This window comes from Stenotrophomonas sp. PFBMAA-4 (assembly GCF_030053215.1).
GTDB lineage: Bacteria > Pseudomonadota > Gammaproteobacteria > Xanthomonadales > Xanthomonadaceae > Stenotrophomonas.
The window spans coordinates 20,435-37,431 of the sequence record NZ_JASGBW010000014.1; the positions used below are offsets into that span (position 1 = coordinate 20,435).

A 16,997-nucleotide genomic window follows, 5' to 3' on the forward strand; every position below is an offset into this window, starting at 1 on the left:
GAGTCCTCAGCGGCTGGAGCCGGACGTGCCCGAGCCGCGCGTCACGTCGGTTTCGAAGAAGTCCGGGATTTCGTGTTCGAAGCTCTTGAGGTAGCGCGCATAGCTGGCCGTGGCCTGGTCGCCGAGCATCGGCAGGCGGGCGCCCGCCTGGGTGCCGGACGCCTGCAGCTGGAACAGGTGGCGCACGGTGGCGCCGTTGCCGGACAGAGCCAGCGCGGCGGTGCTGCTGGTGGCAACCGGCGCGGCCTGCGCGCTGGCGGTGCTGGCTGCCGACGCAACTGCGGGCGCGGTCAGATCGACGGTGGGCAGGGGCTCAGCTGCTGCTGGCGTGTGCACGGGCGCCGGCGGCGCTGGCGCTGGCGCCGCCACGGCGGGCAGCGGGCCGCCCATCATCTGCCCGGTAAGCGGCGGCTGCGGCGACTGCGCGTTGCTTGCCGATGCCCAGAGAAGGCAGCTGGCGGCCAGGGCCATGCGGGGGCGGGGCAGGAAAGTGGAGGCGGTCATGGCGTGTTCCCGGTGGGGTGGTCGGCGCTGCCGAAGCGTTCAAGCATGGAAGGGGCGAGGCGTGGGACATGCCGGTCATCGCGTTCGCTGCGTGGGGTTTCAGCGGCGATCCGGCCCGGCACGGCAACGCGGGTGGGCATGCTGCTGCGCGCGGCTGCGACGGGCGCGGTGGCCTGCGTGCTGCGCGCGGCGTCGCGTTGCTGCCAGCGCGTGCGTATCTGCTGCGCCTGTTCACTGATGTTGCGCTGTACGTCCGGGCTGAGCTGTGCCTGCGCCGCAAGGCGCTCGGCGGTGGCGGCATCACCGCGCAGCACGGCCCACAGCGCCAGGTTGGCGGTGGCCTTGGCATTGCCCGGCTGCAGCTCCAGTGCCTTGGCCAGTGGTTCGCGCGCCTGGTCCAGCTGGCCGGCACGCAGGCGTGCGTAGCCCAGGTCACCGAGGTAGTCGGTGTTCAATGGCTGCAGGCGGGTGGCCCGTGCCAACGCCTGTTCGCTGGCGGCATCATCGTTGCGGCGCGCGGCGATCAGCCCCAGGCCGTGCGCGGCCGCGGCCGCCTGTGGGCCGGAATCCAGGCTGCGGTAGATGTCGGCAGCGGCGTCGGCCTGGCCCGTTTCGCGCAGGGCATCGGCCTGCAGCAGGCGCAGCGCGGGCGCATCGCCGAAGCGCTGGCGATAGGCATCCACGTGGGCCAGCGAGGCGAACCATGCACCCTGCTGCTGCATGCGTGCGATCAGTTCGAGGTAGGTGTTGCGGCTGTCCTGCGGCGCCGGCGTGGGTTCGGCCAGGCTCGGCGCCTGCCGGTAGGCCGGCGTGGTCGAGGCGCAACCGGCCAGCGCGGCCAGGGCACACAGCAGGTAGGCAGGGCGAAGTGCGGGCATGGTGTTCATCCCATCTTGGTCAAGGTATTGGCCAGCGCCACCAGCGCAGGACCGGCCAGCACCAGCATCAGCGCCGGCAGCAGGGTCAGCATCATCACCACGGTCATCTTCACCGAGAGCTTTCCGACCTTTTCCTTCAGCGTGTTGCGGCGCTGCTCGCGCAGGCGGACGCTGAACTGGCGCAGCGGTTCCTGCACGGCGCCGCCATGCGCGTGCACCTGCAGGATCAGCTGCACGAGGCTGGACAGGTCATCGTCGCCATAGACGTCGCTGAGGCGGCGCAGCGACTGTGCGCGCGTGCGGCCCAGCGAATAAGCGGTGTTGGCTTCATGGATCTCGCCGCCCAGCACCGGGAGTGCATCGCGCAGCTTCTCGCCCAGCGTCTGCAGGCTCTGGTCCATGCTGAAGCCCACGCCCTGCAGCAGGCGCAGCAGGTCGATCAGCAGCGGCAGTTCGTTGGATACCGCGCGGCGCCGGCGCGCCACCCAGCTGGACAGTGCGAACTTGGGCAGCAGCAGGCCCGCAGCCAGTGCACCGATGACCACCATGAAGCGTGACGCCCCGGTGGCATCACTCAGTGCCAGTGCAGCCACCAGTACCAGCACGGCCAGCAGCAGCCGCAGCGCGAGATAGATGGCGGTGCCGCGCCGCGTGTTCCAGCCGGCCAGATCCAGCAGCAGCCGGTCTTCGCTGGCCAGCAGGGCGGCCTCCAGGCGGCCGCCGGTGAACAGTTGGCCGAGCTGCTGCAGCCAGCCCAGGGAATCGCGTGCCGGCGCGGTGTCTGGCGGCGCAGCGTCACGCGGGCGCAGGGCGGTCTGCAGGGTGGCACTGGTGCGTGCTTCACGGCTGCCGCGCACCCAGCCGCCCAGGCCGAGCAGGGCCACGCCCGCGGCCAGCACCAGCAGGGCCAGCATCCACCAGGTCGCGGCGCTCATTGCAGGTCTCCCGGGAACAGGCGTGCGTTCATAGCGAGCGCGCCAGGCGATACAGCAGGAAGCCACCGACCAGTTCCAGGCCGAGGGCGATCAACAGCACCTTGTGGCCCAGCGGGTCGTGCAGCACGGGCTGGAAGAAGTCGGGGCTGCTGATGGCCATCAGCACCGCGCTGATGGGTGGCAGCAGGCCCAGCACCCAGGCCGACATGCGGGTTTCCGAGGTGGTGGCGGCCAGTTCCTGCTGTGCCTGTTCCAGGTCACGCATGAAGTCGCCCATGCGCTGCAGGATCTGGTCGGAGCGGCCACCAATGCGCACGCTGACGCCGATCACCACGGCGAGCACCTTCAGCACATCCATCTGGTAGGGCTGGGCGGCCATGCCCAGCGCCCGGTCCAGGTCCATGCCGCTGCGCGCATAGCGCACGGTGGTGTCGAGCATGTCGCGCAACGGCGCGGTGGTCTGTACCGATGCGGTCTGGAACGCCATCTGCAGGCTGTTGCCCAGCGCGGTCAGCCGCACCAGGTTGTCGAGGAAATCGGGCAGCTGGTGCAGCAGGCGCGCCCGCAGCCGCGTGGTACGGCGGACGATCCACAGTGCGCAGGCAAGCAGGTACAGGCCCAGGGTGAGTGGGAACATCCACAGCGTGCCCAGGCGCAGTACAGCCACGGCAGACAGCGCGATGCCGGGCACGACCAGCAGCAGCGGCAGCTTCCAGCCCGGGCTGAGCCCGGCGCGCTGCAGGAAGGGATCCCAGGGCAGGCTGCGCTTGGCGGCTGCCGGTGCCCCCCGGCTCGGGTCGCTGGCCACAGGGGGCGCGTTGCCGCCGCGGCCCAACTGCTGCTCGGCATGCTGCAGGGAGGCCTGGCGCTGTTCGCGGCCGTGCGCGGCGCCCCACAGCCACACGGCGGCGGCCAGCAGCACGGCGACGATGCTCAGCAGCAGGAGTGCGCCGATGCCCATGCTCAGAAGTCTCCGTACAGCGATTCGCGCAGCAGCTGGCGGAAAGGCTCCAGCTTGCGCGAATGCGGCTGGAAGCCGAGGCCGATCCAGCGGTTGACCTCGGCCCCGCTCGCGTCCACCTGCACCTCGTGGCGGAACATTTCCTGGGTGGTGATCAGGTTGTCGCTGACGCCGGTGATTTCGGTGATCGATACCAGCACGCGGCGGCCACTGCCCAGTCGTGCGATCTGCACGATGAAGTCGATCGCGCTGGCGATCTGCCGGCGCAGGCTGTCCTCGCTGCCCTGGAAGCCGGCAAAACCGGCCAGCATCTCGATGCGGTAGAGGCAGTCACGCGGCGAGTTGGCGTGGATGGTGGCCATCGAGCCGTCGTGGCCGGTGTTCATGGCCTGCAGCATCTCCAGCACTTCCGCGCCACGTACTTCGCCCACCACGATGCGGTCCGGGCGCATGCGCAGGCTGTTGCGGACCAGGTCGCGGATGCCGACGGCACCATGTCCATCGGCGCCCCCCACGCGGCTTTCCAGGCGCACCACGTGCGGATGGTTGAGCGACAGCTCGGCGGTGTCCTCCACGGTGATGACGCGCTCGGTTTCCGGCACGTAGCTGGTCAGTGCGTTCAGCAGCGAGGTCTTCCCCGAGCTGGTGCCGCCGGAGACCAGGATGTTGCAGCGGCCCAGCACCATGGCCTTGATGAGCGCCTGCATCGGTGCGTCGAAGGTGCCCTTGGCCAGCAGCTCGTCGGGGGTGAAGGGATCCTTGCGGAACTTGCGGATGGACACCATCGGCCCGTCCACGGCCAGCGGCGAGATGATGGCGTTGAGCCGGCCGCCGTTGGGCAGGCGCGCGTCCACCATCGGATTGGAGTCGTCCAGGCGGCGCCCGATCGGGGCGAGGATGCGGCGCAGGATGCGCAGCAGGTGGGTATCGTCGGTGAAGCGCTGGGTCGCGCGGCGGAGCACGCCGCCCTGCGAGACGTGCACGTCCTTGAAGCCGTTGATCAGGATGTCCTCGATCGTCGGATCGTGCAGCAGGTCATCCAGCGGACCGAAACCGGTGAGCTCCTTCACCAGCCCCTGGGCAACAGCCTGCATCTCCTCTTCGTTGATCGGGATGCGCCATTCCTGGATGAAGCTGACGGTCTGCACCTGCACCCAGCGTGCGATGGTGTCCGGCGCCCACGAATCGATGTCGATCCGCTCGTCCTCGATGCTGTTGAGCAGATGCTCATGCGCGGCCGATAGCACCTTCTGGTACTGCTCGGTCTGCACGAACGGTGGGCTGGCCGGTGCGCTTTCAGGCAGCACGGCACGCGCCATGGCGTTGGGAAACAGGGTCACTTTGTCTTCCATGGCGTTCCACCCAGGGCAAGGGCAAGTCTTTCCCGCAGGCCGGGCGGCAGGGCCGGGCCGGCGGCCGGGTCCAGTCGCGCCACCAGCGGGGCGAGGGCGCGCAGGTACGGATCGCGCGGGGCATCCTGCAGCAGCAGGTGGCCGTGGCTGGCCGCGGCCCGCACGCGTGGGCGCTCGGGCAGGGTGGCCAGCAGGGGCAGTTCGAAGCGTCGTGCGATCTGTTCCGGGGTCAGGCCGCTGTGTTCGTCATGGCGGTTGACCACCAGCTGCAGCCGGCTTTCGCGTTCGCGCTGCCCGCTCAGGTGCTTGAGGGCGTGGTCGAGCGACACCAGGGTGGCGATGGCGGTATCGGCGACCAGCCAGATCTCATCGGCCTGTTCCAGCAGCAGCGGCGGCAGTTGGCGCAGCGGGCAGCCGCCGGCATCGCACAGCACGCTGGTGAACACCCCGCGCAGGCGCTGCAGCAGGGCGCCCGGGTCGGACGGCGGCACGGCATCGCTGCCGCTGGCACGGTCGAGCAGGACCAGGCCACTGGTGTGCCGGGCCATCGCCGTGCGCGCCAGCGTGGCGTCGATGCGGCTGGCGTTGCGCAGTGCATCCTCGTAGTGGAAGCGGCTGTCCAGGTTGAGGTACAGCGCGAGGTCGCCCGCCGGCTGCGCCAGTTCCATCAGCAGGCCATCGGTTCCGGCGGCATCGTCGGCGTCGCCACGCTGCTGCTGCGCGAGCACGGCCAGATGGGCCGCCAGCGTGCTGGTGCCGACGCCGGCGCGCACGCCCAGCAGCAGGATGAACCGCGCCCGGTGCGACGGCTGTGCAGCGGCTGCGGCACGCGGCGAAAGTGCACGGCGCAGTGCGGCTTCGATGCCGGCGTTGTCACTGTCCAGGTCGAGCACGTCGCGCAGGCCGGCACGCAGGGCCATCACCACGCCTTCCACCTGGCTGTTGCCGGTCGCCCCCACCGCCACCAGGTTCAGGTCGGGCTGGGTCTGCTGCAGTTGCGCGGCCAGCACCATGGACGAGGCCGCATATTCGGGACGGAAGTCGAGCAGGACCAGGCCATTGGCACCGCGCTGCAGGTCCTGCGCGGAGGTGGGCTGCGCGCTGTCCTGCCAGTGCAGCACTGCCGATGCCGGCAGCCGTGCCGCCAGCCGGGGCAGCAGTTCACGATCGACGCCGTACAGGACCAGGTTCATCGGTGGTCCCGAGGCATGCAATGGCTGGGCGGTGGCGTAGGGCATGGGCGTGGGGTCCGCAGCATCGGGTCAGCGCGAGAATCCGGGTACCGGGTCCTGGCTGACCGGACCCAGCAGCCACGCACCCCACTCGGGCAGGTGCGGGCGGGACTCGCGGTCGCCAGGCAGTGGCAGTTCGGTGTTGCGGGCCAGCGGCTGCACCAGGCGCGGGGTGACGATGATCACCAGCTCCTTGTCCTGGCGCTTGTAGTCCAGGTTGCGGAAGAACGAGCCGATGATCGGCAGGTCACCGAGCATCGGGATCTTGTTCACCGTGGAAGCGACGGTGGAACTGACCAGGCCGCCGATGACGAAGCTCTCGCCGTCGCCCAGCTCGACCGTGGTATCGGCACGGCGCGTGCTGATGGAGGGAATCTGCACGCCGTTGAGGGCGATCGCGTTGGTGTAGTCCAGGTCACTCGCTTCCGGTGCGACCTTCAGCGCGATGCGGTTGGCCGACAGCACGGTGGGGGTGACGGTGAGGCCGATGCCGAACGGCTTGTAGGTGACGGTGGTCGTGCCCAGGCCCTGCGGCTCGAGGATCGGCAGCTCGCCGCCGGCCAGGAAGCTCGCGCTCTGGCCGGACAGGGCGACCAGGGTCGGCTCGGCCAGCACGCGTGCCATGCCGTTGCTCTGCAGCAGGTCGACGTCGGCATTCCACAACCCGTTGGTGGAGCCGAACACCAGCCGGAATGCCGAGGAAATGGGTGATTCGGCTTCGTTGCTGCTGTTGCCTTCCTGCATGCCGGGCAGAATGCCGGTGTTGCCCGGCAGGATGCCGCCGGGGCGGGCGAAGCCATAGGCAAAGCCGCCGTTGCGGTTCTGGAAGCTGATGCCGATCTGCTTCAGCGCGGTCTTGTTGAACTCGACCACCTTCACTTCCACCTGCACCACGCCGCCACTGGCGATGGTGGAGGCGTCGGCCAGCATGCCTTCCTTGCCCAGCGCCATGGCAGCGGTCTTCTGCTCCTGCATGTGGGACAGCATGCTGTCGCTGCTTCCCTGCAGCAGGCCCTGCTGGTCCTGCTGGGTGAACACCAGGCCGTTGCGTCCGGCATCGGCGGCACCCTGCACGGCGCTTTGCACGCGGACCTGCAGCCGCTGCGGCTCGCTCTGCTTGCGGTGCCACAGCAGCAGGGTGGTGGTGCCGGGCGCCTTGCCCACCAGCAATGCCTGGCGCTGGCCGCGCAGCATCACCACATCGGCCACGCCCGGATCGGCGATGGCCACCCGTTCCAGGTCGGCCGGCAGGGTCCACGGTCGCTGTTCGCGGGCCTGCAGCACCAGCTCATCTGCCGCCACGCCCGTGCCGGGCGCCAGCAGCACCAGCAGCAGGGCCAGCCAGCGTTGGCGGGCGGTCGGGCGAGGATGCGAGCGATGTACGGTCATGGAAGGTCTCGGGGGCAGGTCAAAGGGAACCGCGGGGGGCTGCACTGTCGCCACGGATGATCTCGATGCCGGCCGGGCGCGCGGCTGCACGACGCGGTGCGGCCGCGCGCGGCGCTGCGTCGGCCACCGGCCGCGGTCGCGCGGAAGCGCCTGCCAGGCCGTCGCCGTCGATGCCGGCATAGGCGCTGTTTTCGGGGCGCTGCAGTGCCTGCTGCTGTTCGGTGTCCAGGCCGCGCAGCGGATCCAGCACGCCGCGTGCCTGCGGGAACAGGGCGACGTCGGGCAGGCCCGCGTCGGCCGGGTTGCGCAGCGCCAGGTAGAGCTTGCCCTGCTGGGCGCCCAGCAACAGGCGGTTGGCCTCGTCCACCGGCACTGCCAGCACCGCGCTGCGCGCCGGTTGGGCGGCATCGTTGTGGCTGCTGGCGCTCGAGCTGCCGGTAATGTCGGCGGCGCGCGGGTCGTCGCCCTGCGCACTGCCGCCGTTGTCAGCGCTGGCCTGGCCCGGGTCCACGGCGATGTCCTGCTGGCCGTAGCTCAACACCCGCAGGCGGGACAGCAGCAGGCGGGTCTGGGCCAGTTCCGGCTGGCCGTTCGCGCTGTTGCTGGTGCTGCGCAGGTTGAGGAACACATCGACGAAATCGCCGGGCAGGATGCGGTTGCCCGCGCCCACCAGCTCATCGACCGGCACCGCCAGTGCGCGCTCGCCGGGACGAAGCTGCAGCGAGAAACCCTGGGCAAGCAGGCTGCGGTTGACCGTAGTGCCCTCGGCGATGTCCTGCACCGGCACCTTGCCCAGCACCGAGGCCAGGTCGGACGACGCGCCGGGCTCGGCCGCAGTGCGCTGGGCCAGGCGCACGCCATCGGCGCGGATCGGCTCGCCGGCCGGCAGGCGGGCCACGGCTTCCACCACGGTGACGGTGCGCGCATCGCTGGTGGAGGCGGCCATGGGCGCGGTCGCCGTGGTGGCGGGCTTGCGGCCCACCATGAATGCCACCACGGCAAGCAGCAGGGCCAGGGCGATCAGTGCGATGGCGGCGATGCGGGTCAACTTGAGCATGGAACCATCTCCTGAAACCGGTCGTCAGTTGCTGCCGAGGTCGAGCTGGGCGACCGCGACGCTGCGGATGGGGGCCTTCATCACCCAGCCGTACAGCGTGCCGGTGCCAGGAAGGAAGGGGTGGCTGGAATAGTCGTAGCTGACCGTGACGGTCACGCACTGCGCGCTGGCCAGGCCGCTGCAGGCGGCAGGCGGCGATACCACGATGGCGCCGGCGCCGCTGCCCGTGCTGCTGGCCGAGCCGCAATCGGGATCCTGGCCCGAGAACTGCAGCAGCCACTGCATCGAGCGGCGCGCGGCCGAGCACGCGGCGACGCGGCGCTCGGCGGTGCTGCCGAAACGCAGCGATGCGCGCGCACCCTCGGCCGATGCGGTGGCCAGGGTCTGCTGCGCGGCCATGATCATCACGCCCGAGAAAGTGAGCATCAGCAGCGGGATGAAGCCGAGCATCATCATCAGCGCGTACTCGACGGTGATGACGCCGCGTTGGCGATGGCGTCCGATCATCCTCATGGCATGACTCCCTCGGTCGAGGCCAGGACCCAGCCGATGGCGGCGAAGGCCAGATAGGCGGCGTAGGGGATGCCCTTGCGTCCCTGGCGGGCGAGGTGCATGTCCTGGATGGCCGGGCGCGCCTGCCAGTGCGCGCTCAGCCGCGCGCAGTGCAGGTGCAGGCGTGGCGGCACCCAGGGCGCTACCCGTCGTGCGCTGATCACCAGTACCGAATGCAGGCCTGCCACCAGGCTTGCGGCGATCCAGATCGGCAGCAGGGCGTTCCAGCCCAGCAGCAGGCCCAGCACGGCGAAGAACTTGACGTCACCGGCGCCCATCCAGCCGAGCGCGTAGAAGGGCAGCAGCGATGCCAGCCCCAGCGCGGCGCCCAGCAGGTGCCCCCACCATGGCAGGTGCGGGCCGGAAAACTGGCCGGCGATGATCAACGGGAGGGCAAGCGCGCACGCTCCGGCCAGCCAGGCGTTGGGGACACGGCGAGCATACAGATCGCTGATCGCGATGCGCAGGCTCAATCCCATGGCCAGCAGCCCCAGTAGCGTCATCCCACACCCTCAGCGTCCTTCAATGGACAAGTACGTGAAACTGAAACCGCCATCGAGGTTGCGCGGAGGCAACCCACGATGGCATGGCGGCTCACTCCGCAGCGGTTGTGGCGTTCTCGGCGGTCTTGGTGAGCGCGGTAAACAGCGAAGTAAAGAACGAGGTGATCTGTTCCTTGCCGACCACGACCAGGATGCCGGCGATGACCGCCGCCAACAGGCCATATTCCAGCGCGGTCACGCCGTCTTCTTCGTTGAGGAATCTGCGGATGGATGCGTTCATGACGGTTGTCTCCCTATACCAGTCAGGTTTAGCTGTATTACCCGGTTTGAATGGGCGCCCGGCTCCGCCGGGTCCATCCATGGACCCCCGCCTTCCTGGCAGGGGGACAGGGCGGGACATTCCCCTCCCTGTTTATTCGTCGTGATCCAGAACCCGGGGAGCAGCTGCCACGCGACCACCATGGCGCGGCGTCCGGCCGCGGGTCGAGTGTCTGCTGGTGGCGTGCTTTCGCATGTTTCCCCCTGGGTGAGGCCGCTGTCGCCTGGCCGGATCACCATGGCTTCGACTCTTGCCCGAATGGCGCGGTGCCGCAAGCCCAATCAATATGCAAATTCGGCACAAAGCCATTTTCACGTGAAGAAAAGCGGCCGTTTGCGTGAAGAAAAAACGTTGCCCGACAAATCCGTTCATTTGGATCGAGAAAATCGCCGGGAGGCGTTGCCGCATGCGAATTCCGTGCCATTCGGCGGCCTGTTTGGAAACAGGAAGAATTAATGGTTAACTTAATGCGTCACTGTTTACGGGCGCTGATTTACACGCAATACTCAGGTGCATTCGACAAGCAAGCGTGGCAGCCGACCTGCATTGATAGCCGGGACGGTGAATGGACTACGGCGCGCGCCCTGTCAGGCAGTGGGGGCGGCGGATACGGACTCATGGGGGACGACACTGTCATGGAAGGTGGGGTGGGCGATATCGAAGGCGGCCAGCTCGACGACGGCGAACTGCGGTCGATCGACCTGGCGACGCTGAGCGGTGTGCTTCGCGTCTGCGATGTGGAGCTGCTGCTGCTCGACGGCAACGGCCCCAGGGCTGCCTTCTCTTCGCGCGTGCACGACGAAGCGCTGTTCTGCAGCATCACCTGCGGCTTCCATTGCCGCGGGCGCTTCATGCTGCCCCCGGACTGGGCGATGCTCGGGTTCGTGCATGCCACCGATGAGGTGCAGAGCTGGTGCCACGGCGTGCCGATGGTGGCGGGCATGTCATTCACCGTGCTGCCGGAAGGCATCAGTGAATTCACGCTCAGCGCCGGCACCCGGATCACGGCCATGCTGCTGCCGGTGGCGCGGGTGCAGCGCAAGCTCACCGAACTGAGCCTGCGCAGCACGCCGCCGGCCGGGCAGGCCCTGAGCCTGGTGCAGCTGCCCGTCGACAGCCAGGCGCTGGCCAACCACTACCTGCAGCTGCACGCGCAGCTGGGGCAGGGCACCGCCCTGCAGCCGGAAGAGACCGACCGCCTGCTGCATGAACACATCCAGGCGCTGCTGGCGGCGGGGCCCGGCGATCGGCCCGGCTTCACCCGGGCGCGGCGGACGCACTACCTGATCGCGCAGCGGGCCGAGAACTTCATGCGGCTCAACCTGCGGCGCAACATATACATGAATGAAATCTGCGATGCGGCCGGCGTCAGCGAGCGCGGCCTGCGCTATGCGTTCGAGGACCTGTTCGGCGTGTCGCCCAACCGCTACCTGTCGATGCTGCGGTTGTGCGCGGCGTGCCGCAGCCTGTCGATGGCCGATTCCAGCCGCCGCTCGGTCAAGGCCATCGCGCTCAGCTGCGGCCTGTGGGATCTGTCCCGGTTTGCCGACAACTACCGCAAGGTGTTCGGCGAACTGCCACGCGACACCCTGATGCGTTCGCCCGCGCAGATCGGCCAACCGGCCTGAAACCAGCGCGCTGCCGAATCTGCATATCCGCCTGCCGAATCCGCCCGTGGCTTTGCCGGAATGCGCGATTGCCGTGCCGGAATGAAGTGCCCCGCCAACGTTGAAACCGCTGAAATGTCAGTCACGTGCCGACCGGCATGCCCACTGGATTTCAAGTCGTTCGTCAACGGGGGAAGTGCTCATGAACCGCATTTACCGGCGTGTATGGAACCGCCAGCTCAATGCTCTTGTCGTGGCCTCGGAACTGGCCACCGGCGATGGCGGGGCAACCACGCTCCGCGATCCGCAATCGAAACTGCTGGTGCCCAGCGCACTGGCCCTGGCACTGCTCAGTGTCCTCGCCAGCGGCACAGCGGCCGCCAGTGAAGCCAACCAGTCACTGCGTGACCTGCAGGCACTGGCGGCCAAATACACCCAGACCATGCCGGTGAAGGTCGATGCCGAAGTGGCACTGGCCGCCGCCGCACGCCAGGCGCAGACCAGCCCGGCCATCAGCACCGATGCGCGCATCGGGCTGCAGCTGAGCACCACCGGCCTGCCAGTGGTACGCGATGTGCTGCCGGCCACGGTCAAGGTTTCACTGGGCGCTGGCAAGGCGCCGCAGCAGGTGGCCGCGCCGGGCGTGGCGGCCGATGTGCGTGCGTCGGTCGGGCTGGGCAGCAGCACCCGCGTCGAAGCCGCCGTCGCGGCGCAGCTGGCCCCGCAGGCGCAGGCACCGCTCGCCGTGGCCACCACGGCCGCCGCCAAGGCCCAGGTGGGCGTGGCGGGCACGCCGGTTGCGGCTCTCGATACCAAGGCCACCATCGCCGCAAACGTGGCGGCAACGCCGACCACGTCGCTGTCCGGCCTGAAGGCCGCAGTCGATGGCCAGGTCGATGCAAAGCTGGCGCTGGCCGGCCATGCCATCGAAGGGCAGGGCAAGGTGGGCGCTGCGGCGTCGGCCACGCTGCCGGCCAAGGAGGAGCTGCCGGGCGACACCGACGATCGTGCACTGACTGCCGGGCTCGATGGCACCGTCGCCGGCAAGGTGCGCGTGCTGGGCCCGGATGGCGAGGCGGTCATCGCCGACCGCAACCTGAAACTGGCTGGCAGCACGGTGGTGGGCGCGCAGACCAGTTCGCTGGGCCTGGGTGGCCTGCTCACCGGCGTCGGCAGTGCGCTGAACGGTGTCGGCGGTGCCGTCGGCAGCCTGGTCAACGGCGATCTCAACGGCACGGTCGGCAACCTGGGCGGTGCCGTGGGCGGCCTGCTCGGCAACACGCTCGATGGCCTGGGCCTGACTCAGCCTTCAGCGATTCCGCCGGACAGCCCGAAGGCGCCCGCAGCAGCTGATCCGAATGCTGGCCTGATCATCGGCACCGGCGGCCTGGTCGGTGGTGTCAGCGCGTTGATCGGCCCGACCACCGCCAGCCTGTTCGGCGGCACCGGCTACCTCTCCAACGGCAACCTGAAGGTCAGCACCGCCAACGTGATGCAGACCTATTCCGCGGTCAACGTGCTGGGCATTCCGCTGGTCAACGCCACACCGGTCGGCACCACCCTCAACGGCCTGGGCGGTGCAGTCACCGGTGGCAATTCCCACCTCACGCTGATCGGCGGCGTCACCTCGGACAGCTACATCTACAACATCAACAACGGCAACCCGGGTGGGCTGCTCGGCCTGCTGCTGCCGGGCCAGTCGCCGGACTGGGCCGCCAAGTGCCTGGACATCGGCCTGGCCGATATCTCCTGCTGGGCGGTCAATCCGGCGCAGGATTACCAGGTGCTGATGGGTGACGGCGCCTTCGCCAACGGTTCCAGGGAAGTGGTGATCGGCGCCAACGCACGCCACGAACTGCCCAAGGTCGATGCCAGCGTCGCCTTCCCCGGCAACGGTACCAACGATCCGACCAACCCCACCGGCGTGCCCACCGCCGACTACGCCGCGCGCATGGGACATTCGGTGATCGTCGGCGACAGCGCCTCCGGCACCGCCAACGGGCAGACCCTGCTCGGTGCCGAGGCCACCTCCGACAAGGCCAACTCGGTAGCACTGGGCTACCGCTCGGCTGCACTGCGCGGCGCGCAGGCCAGCTACAGCGCATACGGCCTGACCGCAGCGCAGGTGTCGGCCGGTGAAGTGTCGGTGGGCAGCGCCGACGGCGGCGAGCGGCAGATCACCAACCTGGCCGCGGGTAGTGCCAACACCGACGCGGTCAACGTCGCCCAGTTGAGGGGCGCGATCAGCCAGATCGATGCACTGGGCGACGTCGCCGTGACCTACGACCTGGACGCCAACGGCGACCCGGACTACCGCCGTGTCACGCTGGGCAATGGCACCGGCACCACCACCCTGGGCAACCTGGCGGCAGGTGCGATCAGCGCCACCAGCACCGAAGCGGTCAACGGCAGCCAGCTGTTCACCAGCAACGATGCGATCACGCGCTTCTTCGGTGGCCGCACGGCCTTCGATCCGGCCACCGGTGCCTTCACTGCACCGCTGTTCGAGATCAGCACCATCTCCGCAGACGGCGCGATCGCGCAGGGCGCGTACGAAAACGCCACCGATGCCTTCGACGCCGTCGATGGCTCGCTGGTGAACCTCAACACGCAGATCAACGACATCCGCAACGGCGGCACCAAGTACCTGCGGGTGAATTCCACCGGCGTGGAAGCCGTGGCCACGGGCAGCGACTCCATCGCCGTCGGCAGCAACGCGCAGGCCACTGCCGCCAACAGCATCGCCGTCGGCGCAGGCAGCCTGGCCGACCGTGACAACACCGTCTCCGTCGGCGCCGCCGGTGCCGAGCGCCAGATCGCCCACGTCGCCGCAGCGACCGAGGCGACCGATGCGGTCAACCTGGGCCAGCTGCAGGCATCGGAGGAGGGCGCGCTGCGCTACGACCTCAACGCCGATGGCAGCGTGGACTACGCCAGCGCCACGCTGGGCCAGGGCGGCACCGCCACCACTCTGCGCAACCTGGGCCCGGGCGAAGTCAGCGCGCTCAGCAGCGAAGCCATCAATGGCGCCCAGCTGTTTGCCGCCAACCAGACCGTGGCCACCCACCTGGGCGGCGGTTCGACGGTGGATGGCAACGGCGTGGTCACCGCGCCGACCTACAACATCAACAATGTCGCCGCCAACGGCACCATCAGCCAGGGCACCTACAACGACGTGGGCAGTGCCTTCGATGCGGTGAGCACTTCGCTGGCCAACGTGGTCGACCAGACCGACGACCTGGACAAGCGCGCCGTGAAGTACGATGTGGATGGCAACGGCGACCTGATGGATTCGGTCACCCTCAGCGGTACCGGTGGCGCTGCGGTGACGCTGACGAACGTGGCCGCCGGCAGCATCCAGGCCGGCAGCAGCGATGCCATCACCGGCGACCAGCTGTTCGCCACCCACGCCACCATCGCCAGCTACTTCGGCGGCAGCACCACCTACGACGGCTCCACCTCGCAGTGGACCGCACCGTCCTTCAGCATTTCCAGCATCGCCACCGACGGCAGCATCTCGCTCAACGACTACAGCAACGTCACCGCCGCCTTCTCGGCGGTCGACGGTTCGCTGCGCACGCTCAACCAGCGCATCCTCAACGGCAGCGCCAGTCCCTACCTGGCGGTCAATTCGGCTGCCGCCGCAGCGACCGCGACCGGCGACGAGGCGGTGGCGGTGGGGCCGCAGGCCAGTGCGGCCGGTGCCTCCAGCGTGGCCGTCGGCAACGGCGCCAGCGCCAGCGCCGACAACAGCGTGGCCCTGGGCAGTGGTTCGGTCGCCAGCGTCGGTGCACAGACCGGTTACACCGGCGCCTACGGCGAAGCCGGGGCCAGCAACTCGGCCGGTGAAGTCTCGGTGGGCAGCAGTGGTGCCGAGCGCAAGATCACCAACGTGGCCGACGGTTCTGATGACCACGACGCCACCAACGTGGGCCAGCTGAACAACGGCGTGAACTACGCCATCGACCAGTCCAAGGCCTACACCGACCAGAAGATCCAGAACATCACCAACGTGGCGGGCAGCTTCCGCGCCAACAACAGCAACAACCTGGCCGACCCGGCCGCGACCGGCGCCAACTCCGCCGCCGGTGGTGCCGGTTCCACCGCCGCCGGGGCCAACTCCACCGCGCTGGGCAATGGCGCGCAGGCGCAGGCCGACAACTCGGTGGCACTGGGCGCCGGCTCCGTCGCCAACCGCGCCAACACGGTGTCGGTGGGCGCTGCCGGTGCCGAACGCCAGGTGGTCAACGTGGCCGACGGCACCCAGGCCACCGATGCGGTCAACGTGCGCCAGCTGCAGGCATCGCAGCAGGGCACGCTGCGCTACGACACCACCGTCAACGGCGACACCAACTTCAACAGCGTCACCCTCGGCAGCACCACCAGCGGCCCGACCACCGTGCGCAACGTAGCCGCCGGTACCGCCGGCACCGATGCGGTCAACGTCGACCAGCTGAGGGCCGGCATGTCGCAGACCCTGGACTGGTCCAAGGCCTACACCGACGAGCGCATGGGCGGCTTCGAGCGCGAACTGCGCAAGACCGACAACCGCGCTTCGGCCGGCATCGCCTCGGCCATGGCCACCGCCGCACTGCCGCAGCCCAGTGAAGCGGGTCGCAGCATGGCCTCGTTCGCGGCGGGCAGCTACAACGGCGAATCGGGCATGGCGCTGGGCATTTCCGGTGTCTCCGAAGGCGGCCGCTGGATCTACAAGTTCAGCGGTTCCACCAACACCCGTGGCGAAGCCGGCGTAGCCGTCGGCGCCGGCATCCAGTGGTAAGCGCGCGGGCCGGGCTGCGCGACAGCCCGGCCCTGCCCACCACATCGACAGGGGGAATCCCAATGACGTTCCAACGCACCTCGCGCCCCGGCCCGTTCGCCGCGTCGCTCATCCTGGTCCTGGTCGCCGGCCTGCTGGCCGGTTGCCGCAGCACCGCACCCGCCGGGGAATCGCCGCCTGCAGACACCCTGGTCAGCTTCCCCGATGCCAGCAAGGCATCACTGAAGGAAGGCACCTATCCCGACGTGGCCGACCTGCGCCGCTTCGCCCCTGGCATGAGCAAGCGCCAGCTGTACGCACTGCTGGGCACGCCGCACTTCAATGAAGGCATGTGGGGCGTGCGCAGGTGGAATTACCTGTTCAACTTCCGCACCGCACAGGGCACGGAATACTTCACGTGCCAGTTCCAGGTGGAATTCGACGGCAAGGGCATCGCCCAGGCCGGGCACTGGAAGCCGCAGGCCTGCGCGGCCGTGCTTGACCCGCCGCCGCCGCCGCCGGTTGCAGCCGCGCCTGCGCCGCTGCCGGCCCAGCCGCTGCGCCTGTCCGCCGATGCGTTGTTCGGCTTCGACAGCGACGTGCTGAGCCAGGAAGGCCAGACGGTGGTGCAGGGCGTGCTCGCGCAGGTGCGTGAAGCCAGCCAGGTGCAGTCGATCCAGGTGGTCGGCTACACCGATCGTATCGGCGGCGCCGACTACAACCAGCGGCTGTCGCAGCGGCGTGCCGAGTCGGTGCGGGTGGCACTGGTGCAGGGCGGGGTACCTGCACAGGCCATCAGCGCGGAAGGACGCGGCGCCGCCGACCCCCTCGTGGAGTGCACGCAGCGAAGCCAGCGCGAGCTGATCGCCTGCCTGGCGCCGAACCGCCGCGTACAGATCGCCGGTACCGCCCGGCTCGACTGAGCGCCCCGCCGGCCCTGCCGGCGCCC

The 16,997-nt window shown here is 69.1% G+C and carries 15 protein-coding genes; 4 read left to right on the top strand and 11 right to left on the bottom strand.

From position 1 onward, the window contains the following. Positions 1-6: 6 nt before the first annotated feature. The 11 genes from QMZ26_RS10570 to QMZ26_RS10620 all read right to left on the bottom strand — a co-directional run bounded on the left by QMZ26_RS10570 (position 7) and on the right by QMZ26_RS10620 (position 9,643). Entirely contained in the window at positions 7-504 is a 498-nt protein-coding gene (locus tag QMZ26_RS10570) for a DUF3613 domain-containing protein (RefSeq protein ID WP_283221423.1), read from the bottom strand. Beyond that, positions 501-1,382: a Flp pilus assembly protein TadD gene (locus tag QMZ26_RS10575; RefSeq protein ID WP_283221424.1), complete on the bottom strand. Its 882-nt coding sequence runs from the start codon at positions 1,380-1,382 to the stop codon at positions 501-503. Before QMZ26_RS10575 ends, QMZ26_RS10570 begins: the two co-directional genes overlap by 4 nt. Positions 1,383-1,387: 5 nt before the next feature. Continuing rightward, positions 1,388-2,317 (bottom strand): type II secretion system F family protein, encoded by a 930-nt coding sequence (locus QMZ26_RS10580; RefSeq protein ID WP_079222164.1) that lies wholly within the window; start codon positions 2,315-2,317, stop codon positions 1,388-1,390. Between the two features lie 28 nt (positions 2,318-2,345). Then, positions 2,346-3,278 (bottom strand): type II secretion system F family protein, encoded by a 933-nt coding sequence (locus tag QMZ26_RS10585; protein WP_283221425.1) that lies wholly within the window; start codon positions 3,276-3,278, stop codon positions 2,346-2,348. A gap of 2 nt (positions 3,279-3,280) precedes the next feature. Then, positions 3,281-4,630, bottom strand: a complete 1,350-nt coding sequence (locus tag QMZ26_RS10590) for a CpaF family protein (RefSeq protein ID WP_283221426.1) — start codon at positions 4,628-4,630, stop codon at positions 3,281-3,283. Then, complete coding sequence (locus QMZ26_RS10595) at positions 4,615-5,868, bottom strand: fimbrial protein (RefSeq protein WP_200733635.1); 1,254 nt, start codon at positions 5,866-5,868, stop codon at positions 4,615-4,617. Before QMZ26_RS10595 ends, QMZ26_RS10590 begins: the two co-directional genes overlap by 16 nt. Before the next feature lie 24 nt (positions 5,869-5,892). Next, positions 5,893-7,251 carry a type II and III secretion system protein family protein gene (locus QMZ26_RS10600; protein ID WP_079222160.1) on the bottom strand — a complete coding sequence of 453 codons (1,359 nt, stop codon included), beginning with the start codon at positions 7,249-7,251 and terminating at the stop codon, positions 5,893-5,895. 19 nt (positions 7,252-7,270) lie between these two features. Further along, positions 7,271-8,308, bottom strand: a complete 1,038-nt coding sequence (gene cpaB / locus QMZ26_RS10605) for a Flp pilus assembly protein CpaB (RefSeq protein ID WP_283221427.1) — start codon at positions 8,306-8,308, stop codon at positions 7,271-7,273. A 24-nt stretch (positions 8,309-8,332) separates the two neighbouring features. Further along, positions 8,333-8,821, bottom strand: a complete 489-nt coding sequence (locus tag QMZ26_RS10610; RefSeq protein ID WP_079222158.1) for a TadE/TadG family type IV pilus assembly protein — start codon at positions 8,819-8,821, stop codon at positions 8,333-8,335. Continuing rightward, on the bottom strand, positions 8,818-9,363 hold the full coding sequence (locus tag QMZ26_RS10615) for a prepilin peptidase (RefSeq protein ID WP_283221428.1): 546 nt from the start codon (positions 9,361-9,363) through the stop codon (positions 8,818-8,820). The genes QMZ26_RS10610 and QMZ26_RS10615 overlap by 4 nt, the downstream gene beginning before the upstream one ends. A 91-nt stretch (positions 9,364-9,454) precedes the next feature. Next, complete coding sequence (locus tag QMZ26_RS10620) at positions 9,455-9,643, bottom strand: Flp family type IVb pilin (protein WP_200733639.1); 189 nt, start codon at positions 9,641-9,643, stop codon at positions 9,455-9,457. Between the two features lie 276 nt (positions 9,644-9,919). Here QMZ26_RS10620 and QMZ26_RS10625 point away from each other — a divergent pair, with 276 nt between their 5' ends. From QMZ26_RS10625 to QMZ26_RS10640, 4 genes are all read left to right on the top strand, one after another. Next, complete coding sequence (locus QMZ26_RS10625; RefSeq protein WP_159095356.1) at positions 9,920-10,138, top strand: hypothetical protein; 219 nt, start codon at positions 9,920-9,922, stop codon at positions 10,136-10,138. A gap of 161 nt (positions 10,139-10,299) precedes the next feature. Continuing rightward, positions 10,300-11,310, top strand: a complete 1,011-nt coding sequence (locus QMZ26_RS10630; protein WP_079222155.1) for an AraC family transcriptional regulator — start codon at positions 10,300-10,302, stop codon at positions 11,308-11,310. Positions 11,311-11,491: 181 nt separating this feature from the next. Beyond that, complete coding sequence (locus QMZ26_RS10635) at positions 11,492-16,069, top strand: YadA-like family protein (RefSeq protein ID WP_283221429.1); 4,578 nt, start codon at positions 11,492-11,494, stop codon at positions 16,067-16,069. 62 nt (positions 16,070-16,131) lie between these two features. Continuing rightward, a complete protein-coding gene (locus tag QMZ26_RS10640) occupies positions 16,132-16,971 on the top strand; it encodes an OmpA family protein (protein WP_283221430.1) in 840 nt (279 codons plus the stop codon). The last annotated feature ends 26 nt before the right edge of the window (positions 16,972-16,997 follow it).

Coding starts and splice junctions, on each gene's coding strand:
- QMZ26_RS10570 (WP_283221423.1), bottom strand. CDS start 504: ATGACCGCCTCCACTTTCCTGCCCCGCCCCCGCATGGCCCTGGCCGCC.
- QMZ26_RS10635 (WP_283221429.1), top strand. CDS start 11,492: ATGAACCGCATTTACCGGCGTGTATGGAACCGCCAGCTCAATGCTCTT.
- QMZ26_RS10610 (WP_079222158.1), bottom strand. CDS start 8,821: ATGAGGATGATCGGACGCCATCGCCAACGCGGCGTCATCACCGTCGAG.
- QMZ26_RS10580 (WP_079222164.1), bottom strand. CDS start 2,317: ATGAGCGCCGCGACCTGGTGGATGCTGGCCCTGCTGGTGCTGGCCGCG.
- cpaB (WP_283221427.1), bottom strand. CDS start 8,308: ATGCTCAAGTTGACCCGCATCGCCGCCATCGCACTGATCGCCCTGGCC.
- QMZ26_RS10590 (WP_283221426.1), bottom strand. CDS start 4,630: ATGGAAGACAAAGTGACCCTGTTTCCCAACGCCATGGCGCGTGCCGTG.
- QMZ26_RS10595 (WP_200733635.1), bottom strand. CDS start 5,868: ATGCCCTACGCCACCGCCCAGCCATTGCATGCCTCGGGACCACCGATG.
- QMZ26_RS10575 (WP_283221424.1), bottom strand. CDS start 1,382: ATGCCCGCACTTCGCCCTGCCTACCTGCTGTGTGCCCTGGCCGCGCTG.
- QMZ26_RS10640 (WP_283221430.1), top strand. CDS start 16,132: ATGACGTTCCAACGCACCTCGCGCCCCGGCCCGTTCGCCGCGTCGCTC.
- QMZ26_RS10625 (WP_159095356.1), top strand. CDS start 9,920: ATGGCTTCGACTCTTGCCCGAATGGCGCGGTGCCGCAAGCCCAATCAA.
- QMZ26_RS10615 (WP_283221428.1), bottom strand. CDS start 9,363: ATGACGCTACTGGGGCTGCTGGCCATGGGATTGAGCCTGCGCATCGCG.
- QMZ26_RS10600 (WP_079222160.1), bottom strand. CDS start 7,251: ATGACCGTACATCGCTCGCATCCTCGCCCGACCGCCCGCCAACGCTGG.
- QMZ26_RS10620 (WP_200733639.1), bottom strand. CDS start 9,643: ATGAACGCATCCATCCGCAGATTCCTCAACGAAGAAGACGGCGTGACC.
- QMZ26_RS10630 (WP_079222155.1), top strand. CDS start 10,300: ATGGGGGACGACACTGTCATGGAAGGTGGGGTGGGCGATATCGAAGGC.
- QMZ26_RS10585 (WP_283221425.1), bottom strand. CDS start 3,278: ATGGGCATCGGCGCACTCCTGCTGCTGAGCATCGTCGCCGTGCTGCTG.